Below are 26,755 nucleotides of genomic sequence, written 5' to 3'. Positions count from 1 at the left end.
TTTCACGTGCATGGACTTCATGGCAATGGACAAGACAACGAACGGCTGGATCAGCGGCATGATTGGCGTGTTGATCTTCAGCGGCTCGCTGCCCGCCACGCGCCTCGCGGTGCAAGGGCTCGATCCGGTGTTTCTGACGGTGGCGCGCGCGACGATCGCCGGCACGCTGGGCCTGGTGCTGCTGCTCGTGTTTCGCGAAGCCCGCCCGGCCCGGCGTGACCTGATTCCGCTGGTAGTCGTCGCGCTCGGCGTCGTGGTCGGCTTTCCGCTGTTGACGGCTCTCGCGCTGCGTCATGTGAACGCCGCGCATGCGGTGGTGTTCGTCGGGCTGCTGCCGCTCGCCACCGCGATCTTCGGCGTGCTGCGCGGCGGCGAGCGTCCGCAGCCGGCGTTCTGGCTGTTCTCGGCGCTGGGCAGCGGCGCGGTGGTTGCATTCGCCTTGCGTCACGGCCTCGATGCTTCGCCCGTCGGCGACGCGTTGATGCTGGCGGCGATCATCGTCTGCGGCCTGGGCTACGCCGAAGGCGCGCGTCTGTCGCGCCACCTCGGCGGCTGGCAGGTGATTTCGTGGGCCCTCGTTCTGTCGCTTCCGGTGATGGCGCCGCTCGCGTGGTGGGCGCGGCCCGCCTCGTTCGACGGCGTCAGTCATGCGGCGCTGTGGGGACTCGCGTACGTGTCGCTCTTCAGCATGCTGATCGGCTTCGTGTTCTGGTATCGCGGACTCGCGCTCGGCGGCATCGCGGGCGTCGGGCAACTGCAGTTGCTGCAGCCGTTCTTCGGCTTGCTGCTCGCGGGGCTGCTTTTGCACGAACAGGTGCCGCCCGCGATGATCCTGGTCACGGTCGTGGTGGTGGCATGCGTGGCGGGCGCGCGGCGTTTCTCGCGAGCCGCGCCGGTGCGGTCGGCGGTCTGAGACAGTGAACGTCAACGCCAAGCCGGTGTGACCATACCGGGCACGTCGATTTTTGACTCCCTTCAAATTCGCGCGCGGGACGGGCATAGTCAAAGCTATCCTCAGACCCACCGGCCACCACAGGACCCGTATGAGCACCACCCACCCCGCGCCCGCGCCGTCCTCTTCCGACGCAGCAAGCGCCGCGCAGCCGCCCGGCGCCGCACTGGTCCGCGACGCCACCGAAGCCGATCTGCCCGCGATTCAGGCCATCTATGCGCATCACGTGCTGACCGGCGTCGCGTCGTTCGAGGAAACGCCGCCTTCCGTGGACGACTTGCGCACGCGGCTCGCGTCGGTGCGCAGCCACGGCTTGCCGTACATGATCGCCGAGATAGACGGCGAGGTCGCCGGCTATTGCTACGCCACGCCGTACCGGCCGCGCGCCGCCTATCGCAACACCATCGAGGATTCGATTTACGTGAGCGACGCTTATCGTGGGCGCGGCCTGGGGCGTGTGCTGCTGCAAGCGCTGATCGAGCGCTGCGAACACGGACCGTGGCGCCAGATGGTGGCCGTGATCGCGGACGGCGGCAGCGGCGGTTCGCTGTCGCTGCATACGCAACTGGGTTTTGAATTGACCGGCACGTTGAAGGCGGTCGGCTTCAAGCATGGCCGATGGCTCGACACGACGTTGATGCAACGCACGCTGGGCGTGGGCGACTCGATCCCGCCGGACGACGTGGCGCGGTAACGCGGCGGCTGGACCGCTACGATGCCGACGCGCTGCCGCGCCGACGTGCCCGCCCTGGCCGACGCCATCTGGCGCGTGCGGCCGCTGGCGATGGTGCTGACCGAAAGCGAAATGACCGGCGCGCTGGAAGAAGCCTCCGGTGATTATCTCGGCGACCGCGTCGCCGCAATCATGGCGAAAAAGCTCGGCCATCCGCTGGAAGGCGCGGCGACGGAGCGCGCCAGCGCGAAAAAGAACAAGCGCAAGAAGTAGCGCACGCGGCGCGCATCATATTCAAATCTCCATTGCTTCGTTTGACGGGCGCAACGTCCATGCGACGATCGCCCAACGAACCAATCGAACGCAACGGAGAATCACCGGATGCACCGTCACACCCGTTTGTCACTTCATCTCGCCGCCGCATTGCTCGCGGCGTTCACGACCTTGAGCGCCGCCGCGCAAACCAACGGCAGCAGCGGCGGCGAGCCGGCCAAGGTGCTGCGCATCGGTTATCAAAAATCGGGCTTGCTCGCGGTGCTCAAGGCGCAAGGCTCGCTCGACGAGAAGCTCAAGCCGCTCGGCTATAGCATCAAGTGGTTCGAATTCCCCGCAGGACCGCAATTGCTCGAAGCGCTGAACGCCGACAGCATCGACTTCGGCTATACCGGCGCCCCGCCGCCGGTGTTCGCGCAAGCCGGCGGCGTGCGCTTCGTGTACGTGGGCGCGGAGCCGGCCGGGCGTCATTCAGAAGCCATTCTGGTCAAGAACGATTCGGCGCTGCGCGGCGTGAGCGATCTGAAAGGCAAGCGCGTCGCGCTGCAAAAAGGCTCGAGCGCGAACTATCTGCTGCTCGAAGCGCTGAAAAAAGCGGGCCTGCGTTACGAGGACATTCGGCCGGTTTATCTGCCGCCCGCCGATGCGCGTGCGGCCTTCGAAAGCGGCGATGTCGATGCGTGGGTGATCTGGGACCCTTACTATGCCTCCGCACAACAAGCGCTGAAGGCGCGCACGCTGGCCGACTATTCCGAACTCGACGGTCCATACAACTTCTACGAAGCGACGCGCGACTTCGCGCGGCAGCATCCCGATGTAGTCGGTGCGATTCTCGGTCAGTTGCGCAGCGCAGGATTGTGGGTCAACGCGCATCCGGTTGAAACCGCGGCACTGATCGCGCCGAAGGTCGGCCTCGATCAGAAGCTGGTCGAAACCTGGGTGCGCCGCTACCCCTACGGCACCACGCCCGTTACCGACGAAATCGCGCGCGCCCAGCAAGTGGTCGCCGACGCGTTTTACGGCGCGCATCTGATTCCGCAAAAAATCACCGTGAAGGACAACGTCTGGCAAAACCGCGAAGTCGCCGCGGCGTTGGTCGCCAAGTGATTCTTCCGCGCGGCCACCGGCCGTGTTTCACACGGCTAAATCCGTGCGCACGCATGTGGCCGCTGTGGTTGCGCCTGACCGAACGCGTGAGCGCGGTGCGCGATCCGGCGCGGATGCGCAATGCGGTCAACGGTCTGAACCTCTACCGCGCCAATTTCATCGACAGGCTGCGGCACCGGCGCAAGCGGCGAGCGTACGCGCCGGTGCAATTCATCGTGCCGTTGCGCGACCGTTAGATTGGGCCCGCGCGCGCTCGCTTGGACTGGAAGGCTGGCTCGGCGCGTATCACCGCATCGAAATCGACGCGGGCCATTGGGTCGTGCCGCGCGAACCCGAGCGTATCGCGGCCTGCATCGAACGCTTTGCCGCACGGCGCGAAGCGAGTCGTGACGGTGGCGGCGACGCGTCGTTCAACGCGCACGCGGCAGGCGTGTGAACAAGGTCGGATAGTCGATCACGAAGCCGTCTTCGTCCACCGACAGGTTCGCGGTGAAATTGCGAAAGATGCCCTCGTAGCGATACTCGCGATTCACCTCGACACATGAATACGCCTGCTCGACGCGCGTGACCTGCAAATCCGGCGTCGAGATGTACGCCACTGAAATCGGTTGACGCTCGCCCTCGGCCAGTTGCAAACGGCGGATCGGCAGTGTGTTCGTGAACGGCGTGGCGGCGATGTCGATATCGACGCAGCCCTCGATTGCGCTCAGCACGAGGCCGTGACCGTCGCGCCAATTGCCGGCGCCGTCGCCATGCAATTCGAGTTCGCCGCCGCCGACGATCTTGAGCCACGCATACCGGGTGCGCCACTGCGCGTCGCAGCGCACCACGTAGTGCAGGCCATACGCCTTGCCGTAGCGCTGCCCGACCACGGCGCTTTCCACCGCGAATCCGTCCTCGCCCGTTTCGAACGCCAGATGTTCGATGCCGTCGCCCTCTTCCGATGCCCAGCGTAATTCACGCATTACCCTGTCTCCTCGTGAAGCGGCGCAGCGTGTGCGCGCCGGGCTCTTATCGTAGCGCGAAAGCTTGTGGTCCACCGGTATCGCTCTTCATATGCGAGTGCCGGCGGGCCTGCTAGGATTCAACGAACGCACTGGCCGATTGCGGCATGGCATGTGCCCTTGGCGGCGTGATCGTTGCGCTCGGGTCCGAAGCGGCTGAAGGTGCGGCAACCGCCAACGCCGCCAATCTTTGCCGGTACGCGAATTAGCGTCATGCGCCTCGGCCGCGACTCGGTTCGTGCGGTCAGCGCTCATCAAGCCATCCCTGGAGACGAACATGTCGTTCACTCACACGCCCACCGGACGCGTCGCCGAAACGGGGCCGCTGTCCGACGCGGAACAGCAGACCCGCGTCGACCTCGCGGCCGCTTATCGCCTCGCGGCGCTCAACGGCTGGGACGATCTGATCTACACGCATATCTCGGCGAGCGTCCCCGGCGAACCCGGCCACTTTCTGATCAATCCGTTCGGCCTCGCGTTCGACGAAGTGCGCGCATCCAATCTCGTGAAGATCGACATCGAAGGCAAGCTTGTCGGTGAAAGCGCGCACGCGGTCAACGCAACCGGTTTCGCGCTGCACGCGGCCGTGCACGCCGCGCGCGCCGACGCCTTCTGCGTGATGCATTTGCACAATACGGCGGGTGTCGCGGTTTCGATTCAGCCGGCGGGTCTGCTGCCCGCGTCGCAACACGCTTTACGCTTTTACGGCTGCCTCGCCTATCACGACTACGAGGGTCTCGCGTTCACCCGGGCCGAGGGCCAACGTCTCGTCGCGCATCTCGCCGACAAGCCGGCCATGCTGTTGCGCAATCACGGCACACTCACGGTCGGCCGCACCGTCGCCGAGGCCTATGTGCTGATGGCGACGCTGATCAAGGCCTGCGAAATCCAGTTGCAGGCGCAAGCGTGCGGCGCGGAACTGGTGGTGCCGGGCGATGCGATCGCCGCACGCACGGCCGAACAACTGTACGACGGCGACGCGATCGAGGGCGCGCTCGAATGGCCCGCCTTGCTGCGCAAGCTCGACCGGATCGATCGCGGCTATCGCGATTGAAGCCGCTCTGCACGCCGACCTTCGGCTCAATCCATTAATCAAACGGAGTCACGCAATGCCCACGTTTCATATCGAACTGTTCGAAGGCCGCTCGCTGGAGCAGAAACGCCAGTTCGTCGAAGCCATCACCAAGGCGACCTGCGAATCGCTCGGCGTCGAACCGAATTCGGTCGACATCATTCTCACCGACGTCAAACGCGAAAACTGGGCAACGGGTGGGCGCTTGTGGTCCGACGCGGACGCTTGAACGTTCGAGTACATCGCGGCGCGGTGCGCGGTTTTCACGTTATCGACAGATAACGGCGCTGAGCGCGGGAGAATTTGCCACTGGAAACGGCTGCCGATGCGAAGTCCCGCGATCTGCCGATGGTGACGTTTGTATGACTGAATGCGCTGGTCGGGCCGCCACGCGCGTTACCGCAAAGCGCGCGTCGCCGAAGATGCTGCGCGCGTTGCGCGCGCAGCCGGAGGAGGGTCAGCGACGCGTATTTAAACGCGTCGCTGTGGCGGCATAACAACACACCGCCGCCATACGAGCCCGATCAGAAGCGGTGAATGATGCCCACGCCGGCAGCAAACTGGCTGCGCGACGACGAAGGCGCACTGTTCTGGCCGTCGCCGATACTGGCCGTTGCGTTGATGATGCTCGTGCCGTTGTTTCCAATCGTCTGGCCGCTCGCACGCTGATAGGCTTCCAGCGCATACAGGCCGGTACGCTTGGACAGGCTGTAGTACTGCGAGAGGTTGAACTGCTGATAACGAGCCGCGCTCGAAATGCCGTTCGACTCGGTTGCGCGCGTGTAGCTATAGCCAGCGGCCAGGTCGAGTGCCGTCAGCGGCTTGAAGTGCACCACGGCGCCGGCCGTGTTGAACGTCGCCTGATGACGGAACGCCGAGCCCACGCCCGGAATGTATTGCACGTTCGAGTACGAGAACGACACGTCCCACTGCGAGTTGAACGCGTAGCCACCCGTCACGGCAACGCGCTGCTGCGCCTGCGCGGTCCGATAGCCGTTGTTGATCGCCGACACGCCCGTTTGCGCGCCGTTGTTCGACGTGGCGGAGTCCGCGCCCCACGCGCCGCCGCCAGGCGTCGAGTTGTTGATGCGCTGGAAGCCGGCTGCGATACCGAACGGACCGTTCAGGTACTGCAATGCCGCGCTCCAGGTCGAACCCGCGTTCAGGCTGCCCGGCACGCCGCCGAACGAATACGAACCGCTTGCCGTGAAGCCGTAGAACTTCGGCGACGTGTACACCAGCGAGTTATTCGTGCGATACACCGTATCGAGCGAATCGATGTCGCCCGGGTGCGCGCCGTAGGCGCCGGTCAGCCACGTGGTCGGGCTATACGGCGAGAGCAGCGTGTAATAGGCCGTGTACTGGCGGCCGGCCGTCAGCGTACCGTAGGTGGTATTGGTCACGCCGACCCAAGCCTGGCGGTTGAATGCCAGGCCCGAGACGCCCTGCGCGCCGGTTGCGCTGTTAAAGCCCTGTTCCAACTGGAAAATGGCCTTCGTGCCGCCGCCCAGGTCCTCACCGCCCTTCAGGCCGAAGCGGCTGCCCGCCCACACCCCGTTGACCATCTTCACGACCGAGCGGCCGCCCGAGGTCGAACCGAGCGACGTCTGGCTGCTCTGATAGCCGATCCCCGCGTCGACGATCCCGTACAGCGTCACGCTGCTCTGAGCGTGCGCGCCGAGGGCGACCAACCCAAGGGCCGAGGTTGCTAGTACCTTTTTCATTTCTGCTCCTCTTAAAAAATTATTCTGTATGTCCGGCGTCGCCTGTGCGGCGCGCCGGCTTCGCAATCGACAAATTCGGGAATTCAGCTCAAAACACCGGATGCCCATTGATCACACTCGGCAACCAGGTCGAGAACATCGGTACGTACGTGACGATGTTGATCGCGGAGAAGATAGCCAGGTAATAAGGCCACGCCACCTTGGTAGTTTCCCCGATCGACACATTGCCAATCGCGCAGCCGATGAATTGCACCGACCCGATCGGCGGGTGCACGAGGCCCAACGCGCAGTTCAGCAGGATCATGATGCCGAACTGCACCGGACCCACGCCGCTGTGCATCGCCATCGGCAGGAACAGCGGCGTGGTGATCAGGATGTGCGCCGCCATGTCGACGAACGTGCCGAGGAAAATCTGAATCAGGTTGATGTACAGCAGCATCAACCAGGGGATGCTCGTCGCACCGTTGAGCATGTGTTCGATCGCGTCGGGAATCTCCAGATAGGCCATCTGGAAACGCAGCATGTTCGACACGCCGATCAGCAGCAGCACCACGCCGGTCGTCTTGGCGGCCTTGGCGAGCGCGAACGAGAGCTTCTTCAGCGTCATGGTGCGATACACGACGATGGTCAGCACCAGCGAATAGGCCACCGCGATGGCCGCCGCTTCGGTCGCCGTCGCAATGCCCTTGGCCACGCAGACCAGAATGATCGCGATCACCATCAAGCCCGGCAATGCGCCGAGGAACGTGCGGCATACCGCGAACCAGCCGGGAAAGCGCTGCACGCCGGTCGAGCCGTCGGGACGGCGCGGATAGCCGTGCTTGACCGCTTGCCAGTAGGCGGCGATCAGCACGAAACCCATCACCCACAGAACCGGCAGCAGACCGGAGAACAGCAGGTCGCCGATCGAGACGCCGCTCATCTGATGCCCGTTCAGCGTCCCCGTGATGCCCTGCGCCGCGAACGCGTAGATGATCATGTTCGTCGAGGTCGGCATCAACGCGCCCGCCAGCGACGAATGGGTCGTGACGTTGACCGCGTACGCCGCGCTGTAGCCTTCGCGCTTCATCAACGGAATGACCACGCCGCCCATCGCGGACGTATCCGCCGTGGGCGAACCGGACACGCCGCCGAACAGCGTGCACGCGACCACGTTGGCCATGCCGAGCCCGCCGCGGAAATGCCCCACCGTGGCCTGCGCGAAACGCAGGATGCGGTCGGCGATGCCGCCGTGCAGCATCAGTTCGCCGGAGAAAATGAAGAACGGCACCGCGAGGAATGAAAACGCGTTCATTCCCGACACCATCGACTGCATCGCGGTGGCCGCGGGCAAGCCCTCATACAGATAGGTCAGGACGCACGAGAGCCCCAACGCGAACGAAACAGGCACCCCGAGAACGAGGAAGACGAGAAAACTAATGGAGAGAAGGGCAAGTTCCATGATTGTTCTATTTGTTTTTTCTGGCGAAAAGCGCCAGCAGATGCTCGAACGAGAACAGCGCGATGCAGACGCTGGCGATGACCGGAATGACGTAGCGCAGCGCTTCGGGCAGGCCCAGAATCGGAATCCGGTCTTCCATCGTGGTCTCCGCCATCTGCAGGCTGCCGAAGAAAATGGCCACGGCCAACGCGATCAGGCACAGATGCTGGAACGCCTCCGCAACAACCTGACCCTTGGGCGACAGGCTCTTCACGAGCGAGTCGAGTCCGATATGGCCGCTCTCACGGACCTTGAGCGCGGCGCCGAACATCGCGATCACGATCACCAGCAAGAGCGCGATCGGTTCGACGAAATCGGGCGCGTCGCTGAATACGTAGCGCATCACGACGCCGTAGATCACGAGCAGGCTCAGCACGGCGAGACTCACCGACGCCACGATCACCAGCACGCGGAATAGAAAATCATTTGGTCGCTTCATGAATTTCATTGACCCCATCCTTGCATACGACGCATCCGTCTTTAATATCCAGTCATCCCGCTGGACGTCGCCGGTTCAGCGGATCGCACGAAGAAAAGCCCTTGTTTATCGGGCTTTTCTCCGCTATGGCGTATCCGCTATACGAGCCTTATTTGATTGCCTGGATCTCGTCGACCAGTTGCTTCATTTGCGGGGTTTTTTCGTACTTCGCCCACACCGGCTGCATCACCTTGACGAAAGCCGCGCGATCGATCTGCGACGATGCGACGATCGACGCCCCGTTCTTGGTGACGGCCTTGCTTGCGTCGTTTTCACGCGCGGTCCACAGCTTCTGGTAGTACGGCACCGAGTCGGCGGCCGCCTTCTTGATGATCTCCTGCTGCTGCGGCGTGAGCGTGTCCCAGATCTTCTTGGAGAACACCAGCACTTCCGGCGTCATCGAATGCTGGGTTTCCGAGTACACCGGCGCGACTTCGAAGTGCTTGGTCTCTTCGTACGACGGCAGGTTGTTTTCCGCGGCATCCACGAGACCCGTCTTCAAGCCCGTATAGACTTCGGCGAACGGCATCGGCGTCGGCGTGCCGCCCATCGCCCTGATTTCGTCGACCATCAGATCGGAAGGCTGAACGCGCACCTTGAGACCCTTCATGTCGGAAGGCGAATGGATCGGCTTCTTCGTGTAGATGGAACGCGCGCCGCTCTCGTAGAACGTCAGCGCGATCATGCCCTTCGCCTTGAAGGCGTCGAGAATCTTCTGGCCTTCGGGGCCGTACATCACCTTGCGGAAATGGTCGATGTCGCGGAACAGGAACGGCAGCGACGGAATCATCGATTCGGGAACGATCTCGTTGAACGCGGCGCCGTTGGCGCGAGTCATGTCGAGCGCGCCGATGCGCACCTGGTCGATCGTGTCGTTCTCGGAGCCCAGCGCGCTGTTGCCGAAGACCTTCACGGAATCCTTGCCGCCGGTCGCCTTGCTGATCTGCTCACCCATGTACTTCACGGCCATGTTGGTCGGATAGGTGTCGCCATGCACGTCCGACACACGGAACACGCGCGCTTGCGCCGACACGGTGCTAAATGCCAGCACGGAGGCCGCGACAAGCAGCGAAAGGCGGCAAATGCGAGAAGAGGCAGACTTCTTGTTCATCGTGACATTCCTTGAAAATAGATCATCCAATCGCGGAGGGCCGCTCGTTGAGGCCGCTCCCGGATGTGACATGGTTTTGATGCGTCTCCCGGCTCACGCGCTCGGCCCTGGCGGGTATGACGCGCGTTTCGCCGTGCTGGCCCGCGCAACGTCCCCGGCACGGATACCCAACACTCCTGTCAGACAACTCGACTTCTTTTACTTCTACTGCGTCGGCATGCAGCTCATTCGCGAAGGCTCGCGCACGAGATAGATACGTTGCCCGCCCTGTCTGTCTCGAAATTCGAAGAAAGGAATCTGTTTGGGCTTATACGTTGTACGACGACGCACGAAGTCTATAAAACGAGTTTTGACTTGTACAGACGGTAGTTACCCGCACAGCGAACGCGCTCGGCATGAATGACCGATAAGGCACTCAAGGCGTGCCTGTACGCTTGGCAGGGAGAAATGGATAGCGAATACAGCGCATGAGATGCGCTATGTTTTTCGTAGCGAAGTCGAGAGATACGATCGGGGCTTTACGCCACGATGTTGTACGACGAGTGATGAATATGGGTGAAGGTGTTGCGCCAGGGCGACTCCCGACGCAACACCGATGCAAGCGCCGCTTACAGGTCGCCAGCGTATTCAGGCTCCGGCAACCCCGCCACTCCGGGACGCACGGCGAAGAGGTGTCCGTCATGTTCGCTCGCGCCCGTTGCGGGACGAATCGACGTGACGAACAACGTATCGAGTTCGCGCCCACCGAACGCGCACATGGCCGGCTTGGTGGCGGGCACGGCGATCCGCCGGTCGAGCTTGCCTTGCGGCGTGAAGCGCAACAGCAGACCCGCATCGTTCGCGCAGATCCAGTAGCAGCCGTCCGCATCCACCGCGGCGCCGTCGGGACGGCCCGCGTGGTCGTTCAGATCGGCGAAGACGCGCCGGTTGCGCGGCTCGCCTGACTCGACGTCGTAGTCGAACGCCCAGATCTGCCTGCACAGAGGATGCGAATCGGAGAGGTACATCGTCGCGCCATCCGGCGACCAGGCGAGGCCATTTTGCGTGATCAGCCTGTCGACGACCGGCTCGGACAACACGCCGCGCTCATCGAACCGATACAGCGCGCCGGCGGGATTGGCGGCCGCCATGTCCTGCACCATCGTGCCGGACCAGAAGCGCCCTTGACGATCGCAACGGCCGTCGTTGAAACGCATGTCATCGAACGGAAATGCGGGCGCGGCCAGCTTGCGTGCCGTCGCCTTTAGCGGTTCGCCGCCAGGTGTATCGCTCGCCGCTGCTTCGGCGAGCGCGACCGCGAAAAGGCCCGTTTCGCAGCCGGCCAGCACTGTGCCGCGACGATCGAACGCAATGCAGGCCACCTTCTCCGGCAGCAACCATTCGGAACGCTCCGCCGAGTCGAGCCGCAGCCGCACGATCTTCCGCGCCGGGATATCCACCCAGTAAAGCGCCTGCTCCGCCGCGCGCCACACCGGGCTCTCGCCGACCAGCGCGGGCGCCTGCCCTGCTCCCTCGACTCGTTCCACGCGCGGGTTCGCCGTCATGCTCACCGCTTCGGCTCCATCGGACCGGCAAGCACGAACGCGCCGCCCTGAAAACGCTGGGGCGGATCGTCGAAATCAGCAGTGGGAGCCGTGACCGGAAACAGGTGCTCGAACTCGACCGAACTGTCTTGCGGACGAAAACCGAGAAACGCCGCTTTCGTGTTGTCCACCCACTTGGTGCGGTTATCCGACACGCCGTAGACGATCGCATGTCCCACCCGGTTGGTGAACAGCGAGCAACGCACCAGCTCGATGAAGTCGCGATAGCTCAGATACGTCACGAGCATGCGCGGATTCTTCGGCTGCTCGAACGACGAGCCGATCCGCAGACACACCGTCTCGAGACCGAAGCGGTCGAAGTAGTAGCGCGACAGCGATTCGCCGAAGCATTTGGTCACGCCATACAGACTGTCGGGGCGCAACGGCGCGTCGATATCGACCACCGAGGTCACTGGATGAAAACCCACCGCGTGATTCGAGCTCGCATACACGATGCGCTTCACGCCCTGCTTCTGCGCGGCCGAATACAGGTTGTACAGCCCGCGGATGTTCGCCTCGAGCAGAGCTTCGAACGGCGCCTCGACGGAAATGCCGCCGAGATGGATCACCGCGTCCACCCCTTCGAGCAGTGCATGAACGGCGGCTTCATTCGCGAGGTCGACGGTCGATGCTTCCTCGTGCGCCGCCACGTCGCCGAGCGGCGCGATATCGGTCACGCGCACGATATCGGCCCATGCCGCGAGCGCGCCGCGCAACTGCGTGCCCAGATTGCCGGCGGCGCCGGTCAGCAGAAGGCGGCGGAAAGGTTTTCGCGCCGCGGCGCGGTCAGGATTCGAATCGGTCATGTCTCTAGTCGATGTCTTCGTTGTTTCTTAACGGCTGTCGGGTCAGGTCACCGGCGCCGGGTTGAACAGCGTCAGCGCATTGTGGAGCTTGAGCTTCTCCGCGCAAGTCTCCTTGCGCCCGCTGGCGATGTCGAGCATCAGGCGGAACAGTTCCCAGCCCACTTCGTCGATGGTCGCGGCGCCGGTTGCGATGGTGCCCGCGTTGACGTCCATCAGATCATGCCAGCGGCGCGCGAGATCCGAGCGCGTGGCGACCTTGATGACGGGCACTTCCGCGAGACTGTACGGCGTGCCGCGGCCGGTGGTGAACACATGCAGGTTGATGCCGGCGGCGACCTGCAACGTGCCGCAGATGAAATCGCTCGCCGGCGTGGCCGCGTAAATGAGGCCCTTCTGGCGGACCTTTTCGCCGGGCGACAACACGCCGGAGATCGCCGAATTGCCCGACTTGATGATCGACCCCATCGCCTTTTCGACGATGTTCGACAAGCCGCCCTTCTTGTTGCCCGGCGTGGTGTTCGCGCTGCGGTCCGCGCCGCCGCGCTTCAGATAATCGTCGTACCACTGCATTTCGCGGATGATCGCCGCCGCCACGTCCGCGTTGGCCGCACGCGCCGTCAGTTGATCGACGCCGTCGCGCACCTCGGTGACTTCGGAGAACATCACGGTTGCACCGGCGCGCACCAGCAGGTCGGTTGCGAAGCCCACGGCGGGATTGGCGGTCAGCCCCGAGAACGCGTCGCTGCCGCCGCATTGCACGCCGACCACCAGGTCGGACGCGGGACAGGTCTCGCGGCGGCGATTGTTCAGCCGCTTCAGATGACCTTCGGCCATCTTCATGATCGACTCGATCATCGACTGGAAACCGACGTGCGCCTCGTCCTGTAGCACGACCACGTCGCCGTTCAGATCGGCTGCGACGTCGCCGATGTCCGCGACCTCGGCCACATTGGCGGCCGCGGCAATCGGAATCGTGCCCGGCGGCATCAGGCGTTCAGGCTGCAGCTTTTCGCAACCGAGGCTGACCATCATCACCTCGCCGCCGAAATTCGGATTCAGGCTGATGTTGCGCACGGTGCGAATCGGCACCATCGCGTCGGGCGCGTCGATCGCGACGCCGCAACCGTAGGTGTGGCCGAGGCTCACCACGTCGTCGACATTGGGATACTTCGGCAGCAATTCGGCCTTGATGCGCGTGACCGCATGCTCAACCACGTCGGCCACGCACTGCACCGTGGTCGTGATCGCCAGAATATTGCGCGTGCCGACCGAGCCGTCGGCATTGCGGTAGCCCTCGAACGTGAAGCCTTCGAGCGGCGGCATCTCCGGCGCCTTGATCGTGGCGATCGGCAGATCCTCGAGCCCCGGCGGGTTCGGCATGCGGATCACGTGTTCGTTGATCCAACTGCCCTTGGGCAAGGCCTTGAGCGCATAGCCGATCACCACGTTATAGCGGATGACCTCGTCGCCTTCGGCCAGATCGGCCAGCGCGACCTTGTGCCCTTGCGGCACGCGCTCGCGCAATACGAGACCATCGGGGAAAACTGCGCCTTCACCCAGGCCGCCGTCGTTGACGACGATCGCGACGTTGTCGTTGGGGTGAACGCGAATATAGAGCGGGGGTTGTTCCATTGCATCGATCCTTAATGGCGTTTCACGCCTGCTGCGCCAGATTCATACGTCATCCTACAACATGAAATATCGCGCAGACGTTCCGTATTTACCCTAGGACACGCATTATGCCGCGAAATCAGCGTTGAGTTAGCCGATTTCTTGTTGTACGATGACGTATAAGAAATCTTGATTTCTGTCTATTTACCTCTATTCGACGCTCTGGATACTCAAATCATGACGACACCGCAGGAACTGAAGCAGATCGTTTCAAAAGGCCTTTTGTCCTTCCCCATTACCGACTTCGACGCCAATGGCGATTTCCGTGCCGACACCTATGCCGAGCGTCTCGAATGGCTCGCGCCTTATGGCGCTTCGGCGCTGTTCGTCGCGGGCGGCACGGGCGAATTCTTCTCGCTGACCAGGAGCGACTACACGAACGTGGTGCGCACCGCGACCGAAGTCTGCAAGGGCAAGGTGCCGATTCTCGCCGGCGCGGGCGGCCCGACGCGTGTTGCGATCGAATACGCGCGGGAAGCCGAGCGCCACGGCGCGAACGGCATCCTGCTGATGCCGCATTACCTCACGGAAGCCTGCCAGGAAGGCATCGCCGCGCACGCCGAAGAAGTCTGCAAGTCCGTGCCGAACATGGGCGTGATCATCTACAACCGCGCGAATTCCAAGCTTAACGCCGATATGCTCGAAGGGCTGGCCGCGCGCTGCCCGAACCTGATCGGCTTCAAGGACGGCGTGGGCGAGATCGAGAACATGGTGACGATCCGCCGCCGTCTGGGCGATCGCTTTTCCTATCTCGGCGGCCTGCCGACCGCGGAAGTCTATGCGGCGGCCTATAAGGCGCTGGGCGTGCCGGTGTATTCGTCGGCGGTATTCAACTTCATTCCGAAGACCGCGATGGACTTCTACCGCGCGATCGCCTCGGACGACCACGCCACCGTCGGCAAACTGATCGACGAATTCTTCCTGCCGTACCTCGCGATCCGCAACCGCCGCGCGGGCTACGCGGTGAGCATCGTGAAGGCGGGCGCCAAGCTTGTCGGCCATAGCGCCGGTCCGGTGCGCGCACCGCTGACCGATCTGACCGAAGAAGAAATGACCCGGCTCGACGCGCTCATCAAGGCGCTCGGCCCGCAATAACCCAGTCGGCGCAACACGCATCGTTTTGAGCGCCCGGGACGGCAACGTTACCGGGCGCTTTGTGCAACACGAATGCGCCGGCGGCGCTTCTGAATGAAGCGCCGCCGGCGAAGCAATAGAGCCAGGGAGCCCGCTCCCTTGTATAAAAATTCAGGAGATGACCATGGAAATGAGCCGCACGGCGAGTTCCGTCCAAGTCGCGAAGCGCACCAAAGTCCGCTACGCGATCCTGCTGCTGATCTTTGTGATTACCACGTTCAATTACGCCGACCGGGCGACGCTTTCGGTGACCGGCTCAGCGATGCGCGCCGAGTTCGGCTTCGACGCGATCCGGATGGGCTATATCTTCTCCGCGTTCAGTTGGGCCTACGTGCTGTCGCAGTTGCCGGCCGGCTGGCTGCTCGATCGCTTCGGCGCGCGGCGCGTCTACGCGGCGAGCATTTTCTTCTGGTCGCTCTTCACGTTGCTGCAAAGCTCGATCGGTTTGCTCGGCAGCGCCGCTGCCGCCGTCACGGGTCTGTTCGTGCTGCGCTTCGCGATGGGCGCGGCGGAGTCGCCGGCGTTCCCGGCCAATGCCAAGGTCGTCGCGAGCTGGTTCCCCACGAATGAACGCGGCACCGCGTCCGCCATTTTCAATTCGGCCCAATACTTCGCCGCGGTCGTGTTCACGCCGTTGATGGCCTGGCTCACGCATGCGTTCGGCTGGCACACGGTGTACGTGGTGATGGGCGGCGCAGGGCTGCTGCTCGCTCTCGCCTGGCTCAAGGTGATGAAGAACCCCGCCGATCATCCGGGCGTGTCGCCCGCCGAGCTCGAATACATCGAACAGGGCGGCGGCGTGGTGAACGGCCACGCGAAAGCCCGCCCCGACGACGTCGCGCGCGCCGGCGGCTGGTCTCTCGTGCGTCAGTTGCTGACCAACCGGATGCTGCTCGGCGTCTATCTCGCCCAGTACTGCATCAACGTGCTGACTTACTTCTTCCTGACCTGGTTTCCGATCTACCTCGTGCAAGCGCGCGGCATGACGATCCTGCAGGCGGGCCTCGTGGCCTCGCTGCCCGCGATCTGCGGATTCTCCGGCGGCGTGCTCGGCGGCATTCTGTCCGACTCGCTGATCCGGCGCGGCCATTCGCTCACCGTGGCGCGCAAGGTGCCGATCGTCGGCGGCATGCTGCTGTCGGTCAGCATCATCGGCTGCAACTATGTCTCGACCGACTGGATCGTCGTCGCGCTCATGTCGCTCGCGTTCTTCGGCAAGGGCATCGGCGCGCTCGGCTGGGCCGTGGTTGCCGATACGTCGCCGAAGGAAGCAGTCGGTCTGTCGGGCGGGATCTTCAACATGTTCGGCAACGTGGCCGGCATCGTCACGCCGATCGTGATCGGCTATCTGGTCGCGAAGAGCGGTTCGTTCAACGGCGCATTGGTGTTCGTCGGCGTGAACGCGTTGCTCACCGTGTTCAGCTACCTCGTGATCGTGAAGGACATCAAGCGGGTGGAGTTGCGTCCGCGCTGAGCGGCCGGCTAGCGATCGTACTTCCGGCGTGCTTGCGTGGCCGGCATGGCCATGATGGCCTGCCGGCCGCGACGCCCGAATCCACGCGCCGGCTTCAGGCCTGAGGCCGGCGCTGAAAATGATCCGGCGTTTATATAATCAGTCGTCAGACGACGGTATAATAGATAGCAGGAAGTATCTGCATCTATCTGATTTAAGGGGCGTTTTCGATGGCTACACCACTGGCGTCCGCGGCACCGCCACGACGCGCTCGCAATCTCGCCGAGTTTGTCGTCGGCTACGTCACCGACCAAATCGCGTCCAACGCCTTGAAGCCAGGCGACAAGCTGCCCACCGAATCGCAACTGATGGTCACGCTGAGCGTGAGCCGCACCGTCATCCGCGAAGCGATTTCGCGTTTGCAGGCCGGCAAGATCATCGAGACGCGCCACGGCATCGGCAGTTTCGTGCTGGAGCCGCAGCGCGAAAAGCTGGGCATCGACATGGTGCCCGCCACCACCTTGCGCGACGTGCTGTCGATCCTCGAACTGCGCATCAGCCTCGAAACGGAATGCGCGGGTCTCGCCGCTCAACGCGCCAAGCCCGACGACCTCGCGCGCATGCGCACCGCGCTCGACGCGATCGAGGCCACGCGCCACAACGGGCTCGACAGCGTCGACGCCGACCTGCAGTTTCATATCTCGGTGGCGCGCGCCACCGGCAACCGGTATTTCGTCGACATCCTCACGCAAATGGGCAGCGCGCTGATTCCGCGCAACCGCCTCGACTCGGCGGGCATTGCGCGCGCGGAGCCGGATGCGTATCTGTCGCTCGTCAATCTGGAGCACGAAAGCATTCTCGAGGCGATCACGCGGCACGACGCGGAAGGCGCGCGCGCGGCAATGCGCATGCATCTGTCCAACAGCCGCGAGCGGTTGAGGCGCGCGAACGAAGCCGCCGAGACGAATAGCTGATTGGCGCGTTCGTAGCAGCGGTTGGCGCACAAGCAAATGGCCGGGTTTCCCCGGCCATTTGCTTTTCAGACGAAGCGCGTTGGCGAGCTCTCTTCCGCGAGCTTAGCCGCGCGTGATTTCGCCATCGCGACGGCGCCACAAGTTCAACGGATTACCGTCGACGAGCGGCTCGGGCAACAGATCGGCCGGGAAGTCCTGATAGCACACCGGACGCAGGAAGCGCTCGATCGAAGTCGTCCCCACCGAGGTCGCCCGGCTGTCGGACGTGGCCGGGAACGGACCGCCGTGCACCATCGCATGCGATACCTCGACGCCCGTCGGGAACCCGTTGACGAGAATCCGGCCAGCTTTGCGTTCGAGAATCGGCACCAGCTTTTTTGCCGCCGGCAGATCGGCGCTGCCCATCTGCACCGTGGCGGTCAACTGCCCCGCGAAATGTTCGGCGACCGCGAGCAGTTCCTGCTCGTCCTTGCAGCGCACGATGGTCGACGCCGGTCCGAAAACCTCGTCTTCGAGCGCCGGCGTGGCGAGGAACGTCTGCGCGTCGGTCACGAACAACGCGGCGCGCGCCTGTGTCGGGCCCGTTACGTCGACGCCGCGCGCAACGGTCTCCACGCCCTTGATCGCCGCCAGCTTGCCCTCGCCTTCTTCATAGGCCGCGTGAATGCCGGACGTGAGCATGGTTTGCGCGGGCTTGCCGCCGAGCGCCTCCGATGCCGCCGCGACGAAACCCTTGAGCGCGTCGCTGTCGACGGCGATCGCCAAGCCGGGGTTGGTGCAAAACTGCCCCGCGCCGAGGACCAGCGAATCGACGAAACCGCGCGCGATGCTGTCGCCGCGCTGAGCCAGCGCGTTCGGCAACAGGAACACCGGGTTGATGCTGCTCATTTCGGCGTAGACCGGAATCGGCTCGGCACGCGCCGCCGCGACGCGCATCAGCGAGGTGCCGCCCGCGCGCGAACCCGTGAAACCCACCGCCTTGATCGCCGGATGCGCGACCAGCGCTTCGCCGACGGAATTGCCCGCGCCGACGATCAGCGAAAACACGCCCTCCGGCAAGTCCATTTCCTGCGCGACGCGCTGAATCACGCGGCCGACCATCTCCGAGGTGCCGAGGTGCGCGCGATGCGCCTTCACCACCACCGGGCAACCGGCGGCCAGCGCCGCCGCCGTGTCGCCGCCCGCCACCGAAAACGCGAGCGGGAAGTTGCTCGCGCCGAACACCGCAACCGGGCCGAGCGGAATCTTTTGCATGCGCAAATCGGAGCGCGGCAACGGCTTGCGCTCGGGCAGCGGCGAATCCAGTGTGGCGGCGAGCCATTGCCCCGCGCGCACGACTTGCGCGAACAATTTGAGTTGACCCGTCGTGCGGCCACGCTCGCCTTCGAGGCGCGCCTTCGGCAAGCCGGACTCCTGCTGCGCGCGCTCGATCAATGCGTCGCCCAGTGCGGTGATGCCGTCGGCGATCCGTTCGAGGAATTCCGCGCGCACCGCGAGCGGCAAGTGCCGGTACGGGTCGAACGCTTTCTGCGCAAGCTCACAGGCTTGCGCCACATGGGCCACCGTGCCGCTGCCGAAAACCGGCTCGGCGATGTTGGAACCCGTGGCGGGATTGAACGCGTACAGTGGTTTTTCGTCGCCGCGCACTGCTTGGCGGCCGATCAGCATTTCGCCGGTAATAGACATTTCGCTTTCCTTGGAATGAACGCTTGGATATAAGTCATCCTACAACATATCGAGATGCGCATGCAACCGGACACGCCCATCTGGCGAGGACTTCGGGTTTACGTGACCGTTACAATAAATGGGACCAGTGCTAATCTTCACCAAGACGTACGACGACCTATAACATGTCGTCCTGCAGACATCAGCGCCCGCCCGATCAATCGCAGTTCGAGGAAACGTCCCATGCCAGCCGTCACGCCTTACCAGTCTCTACCCAATAGTTTTCGTCGCGCCGTATGCGGCGGCGAGACCCTGATCGGCTGCTGGGCATCGCTCGCCAGTCCGATTGTCACGGAACTGCTCGGCGTGGTCGGCTTCGACTGGATGCTGCTGGACGCGGAACATGCGCCCAACGACGTCCTGACGCTGATCCCCCAGTTGATGGCGCTCAAGGACAGCGTGAGCGCCCCGGTCGTGCGGCCGCCGGCGAATGATAGCGTGTTCATCAAACGGCTTCTCGACAGCGGCTTCTCCAACTTTCTCGTGCCGTTCGTCGACAGCGCCGAAGACGCGGCCCGCGCCGTCGCCGCGACGCGCTACCCGCCGCAGGGCATTCGCGGCGTCTCGGTGAGCCACCGCGGCAATCGCTACGCGACGGCGGCCGATTATTTCAACATCGCCAATGACAACGTTTGCGTCATCGTGCAGATCGAAAGCCGCAAAGCCGTCGAATCGATCGACGAAATTCTCGCCGTGAACGGCGTCGACGCGGTCTTCGTCGGACCGTCCGATCTCGCGGCGGCGTATGGCCACCTCGGCAATCCCGCTCATCCCGACGTGCAGCAGGCGATTGCGCGCGTATTCGAACGCGCGCAGGCCGCGGGCAAGGCGAGCGGCATTCTCGCCCCGGTGCAGGCCGACGCGGAACGCTATCTCTCGATGGGCTGCCGCGTCATCGCCGTGTGTGCCGATATGGGGCTCTTGAAAAACGCCGCGCAGACGGTCCAGAAACACTTCATGCAGAAACAGGCCGGCCAGCAATAGACACGGCCGCCACGACATCCACGGAGAATTCCATGCAAAAAGCAGGTTTCATCGGACTCGGCATCATGGGCAAGCCCATGGCCGCGAATCTTCTCAAGAACGGCGTGAGCCTCGCGGCGTTTACGCGCAGCGGCGTGCCGGACGACCTCGGGCAGGCCGGCGCGCTCGCGTGCGATAGCCCCGCTGCGGTGGCCGCGCACGCCGACGTGATCTTCATCATGGTGCCCGATACGCCGGACGTCGAGCGCGTGCTGTTCGGCGAACACGGACTCGCCGCCGCGTTGCGCGCGGGGCAAACGGTGGTCGACATGAGCTCGATTTCGCCGATGGCGACGCGCGAGTTCGCGGCCCGCGTGCGCGAGCGCGGCGCGGACTATCTCGACGCGCCGGTGTCGGGCGGCGAGGTCGGCGCCAAGGCGGCTTCGTTGACCATCATGGTGGGCGGCGAGCCGGCGAGCTTCGAGCGCGTCAAGCCGCTCTTCGACATGATGGGCAAGAACGTCACGCTGATCGGCGGCGTGGGCGCGGGACAGGTGTGCAAGGTGGCGAACCAGGTGATCGTCGCCGCGACGATCGAGGCGGTCGGCGAGGCCTTGCTGCTCGCGTCGAAGGCAGGCGTCGATCCGGCGCGCGTGCGTGAGGCGCTGATGGGCGGCTTCGCGTCGTCGCGCATTCTCGAAGTGCATGGCGAGCGGATGACGAAGCGCACCTTCGATCCGGGTTTCCGGATCGAACTGCACCAGAAGGATCTGAATCTCGCGCTCTCCACCGCGCAAGCGCTCGGCGTTTCGCTGCCGAATACGGCCACCTGCCAGGCGCTTTTCAACGCGTGCGCGGCGCACGGCGGCAAGGCTTGGGACCACTCCGCGATGGTGCGTGCGCTCGAAGTGCTCGCCAATCACGAAATCGGCCAGCAAACCGCTTAAGCCCCAAACCCTCATGTACAGCGCCGCCTCGCTTTCTCGACAGGGAAAGGGGGCGGCGCTTTCATTTCTGGCGATTACCGACAACGCCCGCAAAGGGCAAGGAGACATGCGTGGCCATCATCAATAAAAACAGCGGCAAGCCGGCAGCATCGAGAGCCAACAATCAACGCGGACCCGATTCGCCGACACGCAGGGCGTTTATCGTGCTGACAGGAACGTCAGCGGGCGCAACCCTGCTCGGCGGCTTGTCGGCCTGCGGCGGCTCGGTTAGCGCAGGGTCCGCGCCGCCGGTGGTGCAGGACCCGATCTGGGGCACGTCGGGCGCCGCGACGCGGATCATCGCGTCGTTGCAAGGCGTCACTCAATCGATGTTTGCCGCGCGCGATTATGTCGTCACGCAATACGGCGCGCAGCCTTGCGCGGTCGTCGCCGCGACCAACCCCTATACAGGCGCGGCCTCGCTCGCCAGCCCCGGCTCCGGACAAACCAACGCCGCGGCGTCGTTCGACTCCCGCCCCGCGTTTCTTGCCGCGATTCAGGCCTGCAATGCGGCCGGCGGCGGCCGCGTGGTCGTGCCGTCGGGCACCTGGTACTGCGCCGGGCCGATCGTGCTGCTCAGCAACGTGAACTTTCATCTCAGCGCGAATTGCACGATCTATTTCAGCCCGAACCCGGCGGACTACGCAAAGGACGGCCCGGTCGACTGCGGCGCGAACGGCAAGCTGTTTTACAGCCGCTGGCAGGCAAACGATTGCCTGAATTACGGCTCACCGGTCTACGCGCGCAACCAGACCAACATTGCGCTCACCGGCGAAGACGCCACCTCGGTGCTCAACGGCCAGGCCATGACGCCGTTCGCCGGCAGCGGCAACACAGCCACCTGCTGGTGGACCTACAAGGGATCGAATGGCGCATACGGCTGCGTGAATTCGTCGACGCCCTCGCAGGTCTATCTCAACCCGAACAATGTCGACCTCAAGATCGCGGCGCCGGGTATTTCCGACGCGCTTTATGCGCAACTGACCAGCCCCACGACACCGTGGCAGGAAGATCAGAACTATCTGCCCGCGCTCTCGGAGGCAGGCGTTCCGATCGCCCAGCGGATCTTCGGCATCGGGCATTATCTGCGTCCGTGCATGGTGGAATTCATCGGCTGCACGAACGTGCTGATGGAAAACTATTGCACCAACAACACGCCGTTCTGGCAGCACCACCCCACCGATTGCAAGAACGTCGTGATCCGCGGGGTGACCACCAACAGCATCGGCCCGAATAACGACGGCTTCGATCCCGACGCGTGCGACAACGTCCTGTGCGACAACGTCACGTTCAACACCGGCGACGATTGCATCGCGATCAAGTCCGGCAAGGACCAGGATACGCAGTATGGTCCCGCGCAGAATCACGTGATCCAGAACTGCACGATGAACAGCGGGCATGGCGGCATCACGCTCGGCAGCGAAATGGGCGGCGGCGTGCAGAACATCTACGCACGCAATCTGCAGATGCTCAATCAGAACTGGGCGACCAATCCGCTGAACATCGCGATTCGCATCAAGACGAACATGAATCGCGGCGGCTTCGTGAAGAACTTCTACGTGGATACGGTCACGCTGCCCAACGGCGTCAGCCTGAAAGCCAGCGGCTACGGCAGTGCGCTGCTCGCCGGCAGTCCGATCAACGGCACGGTGCCCTTGGGCGTCGTCACGGCGACGGCGGCCAATCCTTCCGCGGCGCAGGGCGGCCTCATCACGTTCGACTGCGATTATCAGCCGGCCAACGACGCCATTCGCACGCGTCCGGCGGTCGTGCAGAACGTGAACATTTCGAACGTGCAGGCGAGCAACGTCACGCTCAACGGTGTAACGGGCTCGTGTTTTCAGGCGATCGTGGCCCAGGGGCCCGTCGCCTTCGACTACAACGGCCCGGCTCCCGCGCCGGCGGTTCCGCCGATCAGCGGCGTCACGATCTCGAACTGCAACCTGGGGACGGCGGTCGCCGCCGGACCTGCGACCTCGACGGCGCCCGGACCGATCTATGCCTACAACGTCAACGGCATCACGTTGAAGAACGTGGTGATCGGATCGACGACTTACAACACCACCGTGGTCGATCAGCGCTAAGCGAGTCATCGATCCGAAGCCCAGCTAAAAAAATGGCGGCGTCCGAGGACGCCGCCATTTCATTTCCGTCACGCCGCGGACCCGCTAACGAATCCGCCGCTCGCGACTCACTTCGCCGCCGCGCTCGCCGCCACCCAACGCGGCTCGGACGTCTTGTCGGCGCTTCTCGCGAGCAGGCACACCACCGCAGCCGCAACGATGTCGAACACCGCCAGCACGACGAACAGCGGGCTGTAGCCGACCTGCGTCACCAGCACGCCGAACAGCGCCGTGAATGCGGCAGCGCCCAGGTAACCCGCCATGCCGCCCATGCCCGTCGCGGTCGCGACTTCGTTCTTGCCGAACATGTCGGACGTGATCGCGTACAACGCACCGGACAACGTCTGGTGAGCGAATCCGCCGACGCACAGCAGCGCCACCGCCACATAGGGACTCTCGACCAGCCCGACACATGCCGGCCCGATCATGAACAGCGCGCCGACGACGAAAACCATCTTGCGCGACGTGAACAGCGAGACCTTCGCGTACTTATGAAACAGCGGACTGAGGTAGCCGCCGAGCACGCAGCCGATGTCGGCGGCAAGAAACGGCATCCACGCATACAGCGCGATTTCCTTCAGGTTCATGTGCCGCTCGGTCATCATGTACAGCGGAATCCATGCGTTGAAGGTTTGCCAGGCCGGCTCGGAAAGAATGCGCGGAATGCCGATCGCCCAGAAGTCGCGGCTGCCCAGCATCGCACCCCAACTGCGCTTCGGCGCGCCGGCGTCGCTGTGCTTCGCCTCCTGCCCGCTCAGGATGTAATCGCGTTCGGCGTCGCCCAGCAGTTTCTGGTCGCGCGGATGCTTGTACAGCAGCATCCACACCGCGCTCCACACGATCCCCGCCACGCCGACGATCACGAAGGCCCATTGCCATTGCCCGTGCAGCAGCGCCCACACCACCAGCGGCGGCGCGAGCAGCGCGCCGATCGACGAGCCGATGTTGAACCAGCCGATCGCCACCGAACGCTCCTTGGCCGGGAACCACTCGCTCGTCGCCTTCACGCCGGCCGGAATGCCGGCCGCCTCGGCGACGCCGAGCAAGCCGCGAAAGAACGCGAGGCTCTGCCAGCCGGTCGACCATGCCGCCGCGGCGCAGGCCAGCGACCACGCGATCGCGAAGGCGGCGAAGCCGATCTTGGTTCCGATGGTGTCGAGCAGATATCCCGCGACCGGTTGCATGAACGCATAGCAAAGCTGCCACGCCACCACCACATGCGAGTATTGCTCGGTGGTGATATGAAGGTCCTTCATCAAGGTCGGCGCGGCGACGGACAGCGTATTGCGCGCGAGATAATTGATGATGAGGCCGGCGGCGACCAGGCTGACCATCCACCAGCGGATGCCCTTGATTTTCATGACTACGTCTCCTTGATCTTTAACCGGTCAGACGGACCTTGCGCGCGAAGCCGCGCCATCCGGGCCGGCGTCGTCGCGCGAATAATCGATGCCCACGAAGCTGCCGCCCTGGAAGCGTTGGCCCAACGCGTCGAGCGGGTTCGGGCGCGCGAGGATTTCCGCGGCGTAGTCCTCGGCGTTCTGCGTCGGCCGATAGCCCAGGCGCTCGGCGCCGCTGTTGTCCCACCAGCTACGCGTGTTGGCCGAGACGCCCCAGACGGTGAGGAACCCAACGTCTTCCGCCTCGATGCAACGGTCGATGAAATGCAGCAGGTCGCGATGTCCGAACCACGTGCTCAGATGCCGGGGCTCGGTGGGCCGCTCGAGGCAACTGCCGATGCGCACGCAAACGCTTTCGATGCCGTGCTTGTCCCAGTACATTCTCGCCAGCGCTTCGCCCCACACCTTGCTCAAGCCGTAGAAGCCGTCCGGGCGTAGCGCGCAGTCGAGGCCGAGCTGTTCGGTGACCGGATACATGCCGATCGCGTGGTTCGAACTGGCGAACACCACGCGCCGCACGCCCTGCCAGCGCGCGCCTTCGTACACTTCGACGAGCGCGCGCAGATTGTTCTCGATGATTTCGGGCAGCGGGCGCTCCACGCTGGTCCCCGCGAAATGGATCAACACGTCGACGCCATCGAGCAGGCGATCCACGACGGCGGAATCGCGCAGATCGCCGTGCATCACGTCCTCGCCTTCCACCAGGGGAACCAGCGGCTTCGAACCGGCGGCCGAGCGCAACGGCGTGCCGCGCGCGACCAATGCCGCACGCACTACCGAGCCCAGCTGGCCACCGGCCCCACTCAGGGCAATCTTCTTCATAAGCTTCCTTCCTTTACTGCGCCGTGCGCGAGCAGACTTGAGACAGCAAGCGGGAAGGCCACGACGGCCTCGATGAAATTTCCGTGCTTGTTGTACGACGACGTACTATCAACGATGGAAAGACGGATTTCAACTAGGCATTTACCCGTATTATTTTTGGGCTTTCGACGGTTGCGCCGTTGCCGATAAACGGCTGATACCACATAAATTGATGTGACATCGTATAACTAGGAAGCGCGTCGCAATCGTCACGCGCTGTCACTGGCCGATTGGCTAGCTAACCGGCTAATGGAAAGCCGGTTCGGATTTGGCTATCGTCGGTTGGTGGCGAGCTGGCCTCGATCAGCCATCCCTTCCTATCGAGTTTGCCGCTGCAAAAAAGGAGATCCGCATTCGTGCCGCGCCGCCGTCGCGTCCCGCACGAAACCATCTAGCCGACACCGAACACCTGGTTGCGCCGACGCCGTCGTAACCGCTCATCGCGGTCCAGCTTTCGCCCTCCTCCTGTCGTTCGATTCCTTGCCGCGCAATGCCGGGCGGTGGTTGCTTGCTCACGGCAACCGTCATAGCCGTCAGCTTGCGCGTCAATAACATATTTGTTATTATCAAGTTCAATGGCATTTACGATCGACTTCTACAACGAGAAGGTCAAAGTCAACGTCGCCTCGCTGCCGAAAACGCTGCTCGCGCGCTTCATCGCGCTGGCCGACCGCATGGAGGAATACGGCCCGAATCTCGGCGAGCCGCACACCGCTTCAATGGGCGGCGGCTTGTTCGAAATGCGCCTGAAAGGCGCGGAGGGAATCGCCAGAGTGTTCTACTGCGCAATCGTGGAACAGAAAATCGTCATGCTTCACTGCTTCGTGAAGAAGACGCAACAAACGCCGCGCAACGAACTGGACGTGGCGCGCAAAAGACTACTGGAGATCAGAAATGGCAACCTATAAGGCCATGCGCGAACGGGCGCTCGCCGACCCCGAAGTACGCGCCGAGTATGAACGGCTCAACCGCGAGGAATTCGCGCTGCTCGACCAGATGCTCGCGGCGCGCCGGGAGGCCGGCTTGACGCAGGCGCAAGTCGCCGAGCGCATGGGCACGAAAGCACCGGCGATCACGCGGCTCGAACGGGCGCTGGCCTCGGGGCGGCACTCGCCTTCCATCGACACATTGCGCAGGTACGCGGCCGCGTGCGGCAAGCAGTTGTTCATCTCGATCGCATAAGCCGCGGGAGCGGATCTGAT

At 63.7% G+C, this 26,755-nt stretch carries 25 protein-coding genes and 1 pseudogene; 15 read left to right on the top strand and 11 right to left on the bottom strand.

From position 1 onward, the window contains the following. Positions 1 to 25: 25 nt before the first annotated feature. From BUE39_RS22385 to BUE39_RS36090, 5 genes and pseudogenes are all read left to right on the top strand, one after another. Complete coding sequence (locus tag BUE39_RS22385; protein ID WP_073430940.1) at positions 26 to 913, top strand: DMT family transporter; 888 nt, start codon at positions 26 to 28, stop codon at positions 911 to 913. Between the two features lie 130 nt (positions 914 to 1,043). Further along, entirely contained in the window at positions 1,044 to 1,646 is a 603-nt protein-coding gene (locus BUE39_RS22380; RefSeq protein WP_073430904.1) for a GNAT family N-acetyltransferase, read from the top strand. Beyond that, positions 1,643 to 1,898, top strand: a pseudogene (locus BUE39_RS22375) (MerR family transcriptional regulator); the annotation flags it as partial. The gene BUE39_RS22380 and the pseudogene BUE39_RS22375, both read left to right, overlap by 4 nt. Before the next feature lie 108 nt (positions 1,899 to 2,006). Further along, complete coding sequence (locus BUE39_RS22370) at positions 2,007 to 3,005, top strand: sulfonate ABC transporter substrate-binding protein (protein WP_073430903.1); 999 nt, start codon at positions 2,007 to 2,009, stop codon at positions 3,003 to 3,005. A 53-nt stretch (positions 3,006 to 3,058) separates the two neighbouring features. Next, positions 3,059 to 3,241 carry a hypothetical protein gene (locus BUE39_RS36090; RefSeq protein ID WP_412534867.1) on the top strand — a complete coding sequence of 61 codons (183 nt, stop codon included), beginning with the start codon at positions 3,059 to 3,061 and terminating at the stop codon, positions 3,239 to 3,241. A 174-nt stretch (positions 3,242 to 3,415) separates the two neighbouring features. On the opposite strand, the gene BUE39_RS22360 is transcribed toward BUE39_RS36090, so the two are convergent. Then, the gene (locus tag BUE39_RS22360) at positions 3,416 to 3,970 is read right to left on the bottom strand and encodes a putative glycolipid-binding domain-containing protein (protein WP_073430902.1); all 555 of its coding nucleotides are present in this window, start codon (positions 3,968 to 3,970) and stop codon (positions 3,416 to 3,418) included. A 316-nt stretch (positions 3,971 to 4,286) separates the two neighbouring features. Between BUE39_RS22360 and BUE39_RS22355 the strand changes: the two genes are divergently transcribed. Continuing rightward, positions 4,287 to 5,063 carry a class II aldolase/adducin family protein gene (locus BUE39_RS22355; protein WP_073430901.1) on the top strand — a complete coding sequence of 259 codons (777 nt, stop codon included), beginning with the start codon at positions 4,287 to 4,289 and terminating at the stop codon, positions 5,061 to 5,063. After that, positions 4,945 to 5,310 carry a 4-oxalocrotonate tautomerase gene (locus BUE39_RS35945; protein ID WP_073430900.1) on the top strand — a complete coding sequence of 122 codons (366 nt, stop codon included), beginning with the start codon at positions 4,945 to 4,947 and terminating at the stop codon, positions 5,308 to 5,310. The genes BUE39_RS22355 and BUE39_RS35945 overlap by 119 nt, the downstream gene beginning before the upstream one ends. Positions 5,311 to 5,605: 295 nt before the next feature. On the opposite strand, the gene BUE39_RS22345 is transcribed toward BUE39_RS35945, so the two are convergent. The 7 genes from BUE39_RS22345 to garD form a co-directional block, all read right to left on the bottom strand. After that, positions 5,606 to 6,805 carry a porin gene (locus BUE39_RS22345; RefSeq protein ID WP_073430899.1) on the bottom strand — a complete coding sequence of 400 codons (1,200 nt, stop codon included), beginning with the start codon at positions 6,803 to 6,805 and terminating at the stop codon, positions 5,606 to 5,608. Between the two features lie 88 nt (positions 6,806 to 6,893). Continuing rightward, complete coding sequence (locus BUE39_RS22340) at positions 6,894 to 8,246, bottom strand: TRAP transporter large permease (protein ID WP_073430898.1); 1,353 nt, start codon at positions 8,244 to 8,246, stop codon at positions 6,894 to 6,896. Positions 8,247 to 8,253: 7 nt separating this feature from the next. After that, entirely contained in the window at positions 8,254 to 8,733 is a 480-nt protein-coding gene (locus BUE39_RS22335) for a TRAP transporter small permease (protein ID WP_073430897.1), read from the bottom strand. 139 nt (positions 8,734 to 8,872) lie between these two features. Further along, positions 8,873 to 9,874 carry a TRAP transporter substrate-binding protein gene (locus tag BUE39_RS22330; RefSeq protein ID WP_073430896.1) on the bottom strand — a complete coding sequence of 334 codons (1,002 nt, stop codon included), beginning with the start codon at positions 9,872 to 9,874 and terminating at the stop codon, positions 8,873 to 8,875. Between the two features lie 608 nt (positions 9,875 to 10,482). Further along, a complete protein-coding gene (locus BUE39_RS22325) occupies positions 10,483 to 11,418 on the bottom strand; it encodes an SMP-30/gluconolactonase/LRE family protein (RefSeq protein WP_073430895.1) in 936 nt (311 codons plus the stop codon). Positions 11,419 to 11,420: 2 nt separating this feature from the next. Next, complete coding sequence (locus BUE39_RS22320; RefSeq protein WP_073430894.1) at positions 11,421 to 12,263, bottom strand: NAD-dependent epimerase/dehydratase family protein; 843 nt, start codon at positions 12,261 to 12,263, stop codon at positions 11,421 to 11,423. A gap of 42 nt (positions 12,264 to 12,305) precedes the next feature. After that, a complete protein-coding gene (gene garD / locus BUE39_RS22315; protein WP_073430893.1) occupies positions 12,306 to 13,895 on the bottom strand; it encodes a galactarate dehydratase in 1,590 nt (529 codons plus the stop codon). Between the two features lie 216 nt (positions 13,896 to 14,111). On the opposite strand from garD, the gene kdgD reads away from it, so the two are divergent. The 3 genes from kdgD to BUE39_RS22300 all read left to right on the top strand — a co-directional run bounded on the left by kdgD (position 14,112) and on the right by BUE39_RS22300 (position 17,495). Then, the gene (gene kdgD, locus BUE39_RS22310; protein WP_073430892.1) at positions 14,112 to 15,029 is read left to right on the top strand and encodes a 5-dehydro-4-deoxyglucarate dehydratase; all 918 of its coding nucleotides are present in this window, start codon (positions 14,112 to 14,114) and stop codon (positions 15,027 to 15,029) included. Between the two features lie 163 nt (positions 15,030 to 15,192). Continuing rightward, positions 15,193 to 16,542 (top strand): MFS transporter, encoded by a 1,350-nt coding sequence (locus BUE39_RS22305; protein WP_073430891.1) that lies wholly within the window; start codon positions 15,193 to 15,195, stop codon positions 16,540 to 16,542. 209 nt (positions 16,543 to 16,751) lie between these two features. Next, positions 16,752 to 17,495, top strand: coding sequence for a FadR/GntR family transcriptional regulator (locus BUE39_RS22300; RefSeq protein WP_073430890.1), 744 nt, complete (start codon positions 16,752 to 16,754; stop codon positions 17,493 to 17,495). A gap of 102 nt (positions 17,496 to 17,597) precedes the next feature. Here the strand turns inward: BUE39_RS22300 and BUE39_RS22295 are convergent, their stop codons facing one another. Then, on the bottom strand, positions 17,598 to 19,181 hold the full coding sequence (locus BUE39_RS22295) for an aldehyde dehydrogenase (NADP(+)) (protein WP_073430889.1): 1,584 nt from the start codon (positions 19,179 to 19,181) through the stop codon (positions 17,598 to 17,600). Between the two features lie 222 nt (positions 19,182 to 19,403). Here BUE39_RS22295 and garL point away from each other — a divergent pair, with 222 nt between their 5' ends. The 3 genes from garL (at position 19,404) to BUE39_RS22280 (ending at position 23,253) form a co-directional block, all read left to right on the top strand. After that, positions 19,404 to 20,204 (top strand): 2-dehydro-3-deoxyglucarate aldolase, encoded by an 801-nt coding sequence (gene garL, locus BUE39_RS22290; protein ID WP_073430888.1) that lies wholly within the window; start codon positions 19,404 to 19,406, stop codon positions 20,202 to 20,204. Beyond that, on the top strand, positions 20,201 to 21,130 hold the full coding sequence (locus BUE39_RS22285; RefSeq protein ID WP_073430939.1) for a 2-hydroxy-3-oxopropionate reductase: 930 nt from the start codon (positions 20,201 to 20,203) through the stop codon (positions 21,128 to 21,130). The genes garL and BUE39_RS22285 overlap by 4 nt, the downstream gene beginning before the upstream one ends. 110 nt (positions 21,131 to 21,240) lie before the next feature. Then, positions 21,241 to 23,253 (top strand): glycoside hydrolase family 28 protein, encoded by a 2,013-nt coding sequence (locus BUE39_RS22280; protein WP_073430887.1) that lies wholly within the window; start codon positions 21,241 to 21,243, stop codon positions 23,251 to 23,253. Positions 23,254 to 23,360: 107 nt separating this feature from the next. Here the strand turns inward: BUE39_RS22280 and BUE39_RS22275 are convergent, their stop codons facing one another. Continuing rightward, complete coding sequence (locus tag BUE39_RS22275; RefSeq protein WP_073430886.1) at positions 23,361 to 24,653, bottom strand: MFS transporter; 1,293 nt, start codon at positions 24,651 to 24,653, stop codon at positions 23,361 to 23,363. 27 nt (positions 24,654 to 24,680) lie between these two features. Then, the gene (locus BUE39_RS22270; protein ID WP_073430885.1) at positions 24,681 to 25,514 is read right to left on the bottom strand and encodes an NAD-dependent epimerase/dehydratase family protein; all 834 of its coding nucleotides are present in this window, start codon (positions 25,512 to 25,514) and stop codon (positions 24,681 to 24,683) included. Between the two features lie 614 nt (positions 25,515 to 26,128). Here BUE39_RS22270 and BUE39_RS22265 point away from each other — a divergent pair. Beyond that, the gene (locus tag BUE39_RS22265) at positions 26,129 to 26,461 is read left to right on the top strand and encodes a type II toxin-antitoxin system RelE/ParE family toxin (protein WP_073430884.1); all 333 of its coding nucleotides are present in this window, start codon (positions 26,129 to 26,131) and stop codon (positions 26,459 to 26,461) included. Continuing rightward, a complete protein-coding gene (locus BUE39_RS22260) occupies positions 26,448 to 26,735 on the top strand; it encodes a helix-turn-helix domain-containing protein (RefSeq protein ID WP_073430883.1) in 288 nt (95 codons plus the stop codon). Before BUE39_RS22265 ends, BUE39_RS22260 begins: the two co-directional genes overlap by 14 nt. The last annotated feature ends 20 nt before the right edge of the window (positions 26,736 to 26,755 follow it).

Source organism: Paraburkholderia terricola, assembly GCF_900142195.1.
Taxonomy (GTDB): Bacteria; Pseudomonadota; Gammaproteobacteria; order Burkholderiales; family Burkholderiaceae; genus Paraburkholderia; species Paraburkholderia terricola.
This window is presented reverse-complemented; position numbering and strand designations above follow the sequence as displayed.

Bases quoted from the DNA above. Each gene is read 5' to 3' on its own strand.
- BUE39_RS22385 (WP_073430940.1), top strand. From the start codon at position 26: ATGGACAAGACAACGAACGGCTGGATCAGCGGCATGATTGGCGTGTTG.
- BUE39_RS22380 (WP_073430904.1), top strand. From the start codon at position 1,044: ATGAGCACCACCCACCCCGCGCCCGCGCCGTCCTCTTCCGACGCAGCA.
- BUE39_RS22370 (WP_073430903.1), top strand. From the start codon at position 2,007: ATGCACCGTCACACCCGTTTGTCACTTCATCTCGCCGCCGCATTGCTC.
- BUE39_RS36090 (WP_412534867.1), top strand. From the start codon at position 3,059: ATGTGGCCGCTGTGGTTGCGCCTGACCGAACGCGTGAGCGCGGTGCGC.
- BUE39_RS22360 (WP_073430902.1), bottom strand. From the start codon at position 3,970: ATGCGTGAATTACGCTGGGCATCGGAAGAGGGCGACGGCATCGAACAT.
- BUE39_RS22355 (WP_073430901.1), top strand. From the start codon at position 4,287: ATGTCGTTCACTCACACGCCCACCGGACGCGTCGCCGAAACGGGGCCG.
- BUE39_RS35945 (WP_073430900.1), top strand. From the start codon at position 4,945: ATGCGATCGCCGCACGCACGGCCGAACAACTGTACGACGGCGACGCGA.
- BUE39_RS22345 (WP_073430899.1), bottom strand. From the start codon at position 6,805: ATGAAAAAGGTACTAGCAACCTCGGCCCTTGGGTTGGTCGCCCTCGGC.
- BUE39_RS22340 (WP_073430898.1), bottom strand. From the start codon at position 8,246: ATGGAACTTGCCCTTCTCTCCATTAGTTTTCTCGTCTTCCTCGTTCTC.
- BUE39_RS22335 (WP_073430897.1), bottom strand. From the start codon at position 8,733: ATGAAATTCATGAAGCGACCAAATGATTTTCTATTCCGCGTGCTGGTG.
- BUE39_RS22330 (WP_073430896.1), bottom strand. From the start codon at position 9,874: ATGAACAAGAAGTCTGCCTCTTCTCGCATTTGCCGCCTTTCGCTGCTT.
- BUE39_RS22325 (WP_073430895.1), bottom strand. From the start codon at position 11,418: ATGACGGCGAACCCGCGCGTGGAACGAGTCGAGGGAGCAGGGCAGGCG.
- BUE39_RS22320 (WP_073430894.1), bottom strand. From the start codon at position 12,263: ATGACCGATTCGAATCCTGACCGCGCCGCGGCGCGAAAACCTTTCCGC.
- garD (WP_073430893.1), bottom strand. From the start codon at position 13,895: ATGGAACAACCCCCGCTCTATATTCGCGTTCACCCCAACGACAACGTC.
- kdgD (WP_073430892.1), top strand. From the start codon at position 14,112: ATGACGACACCGCAGGAACTGAAGCAGATCGTTTCAAAAGGCCTTTTG.
- BUE39_RS22305 (WP_073430891.1), top strand. From the start codon at position 15,193: ATGGAAATGAGCCGCACGGCGAGTTCCGTCCAAGTCGCGAAGCGCACC.
- BUE39_RS22300 (WP_073430890.1), top strand. From the start codon at position 16,752: ATGGCTACACCACTGGCGTCCGCGGCACCGCCACGACGCGCTCGCAAT.
- BUE39_RS22295 (WP_073430889.1), bottom strand. From the start codon at position 19,181: ATGTCTATTACCGGCGAAATGCTGATCGGCCGCCAAGCAGTGCGCGGC.
- garL (WP_073430888.1), top strand. From the start codon at position 19,404: ATGCCAGCCGTCACGCCTTACCAGTCTCTACCCAATAGTTTTCGTCGC.
- BUE39_RS22275 (WP_073430886.1), bottom strand. From the start codon at position 24,653: ATGAAAATCAAGGGCATCCGCTGGTGGATGGTCAGCCTGGTCGCCGCC.
- BUE39_RS22270 (WP_073430885.1), bottom strand. From the start codon at position 25,514: ATGAAGAAGATTGCCCTGAGTGGGGCCGGTGGCCAGCTGGGCTCGGTA.
- BUE39_RS22265 (WP_073430884.1), top strand. From the start codon at position 26,129: ATGGCATTTACGATCGACTTCTACAACGAGAAGGTCAAAGTCAACGTC.
- BUE39_RS22260 (WP_073430883.1), top strand. From the start codon at position 26,448: ATGGCAACCTATAAGGCCATGCGCGAACGGGCGCTCGCCGACCCCGAA.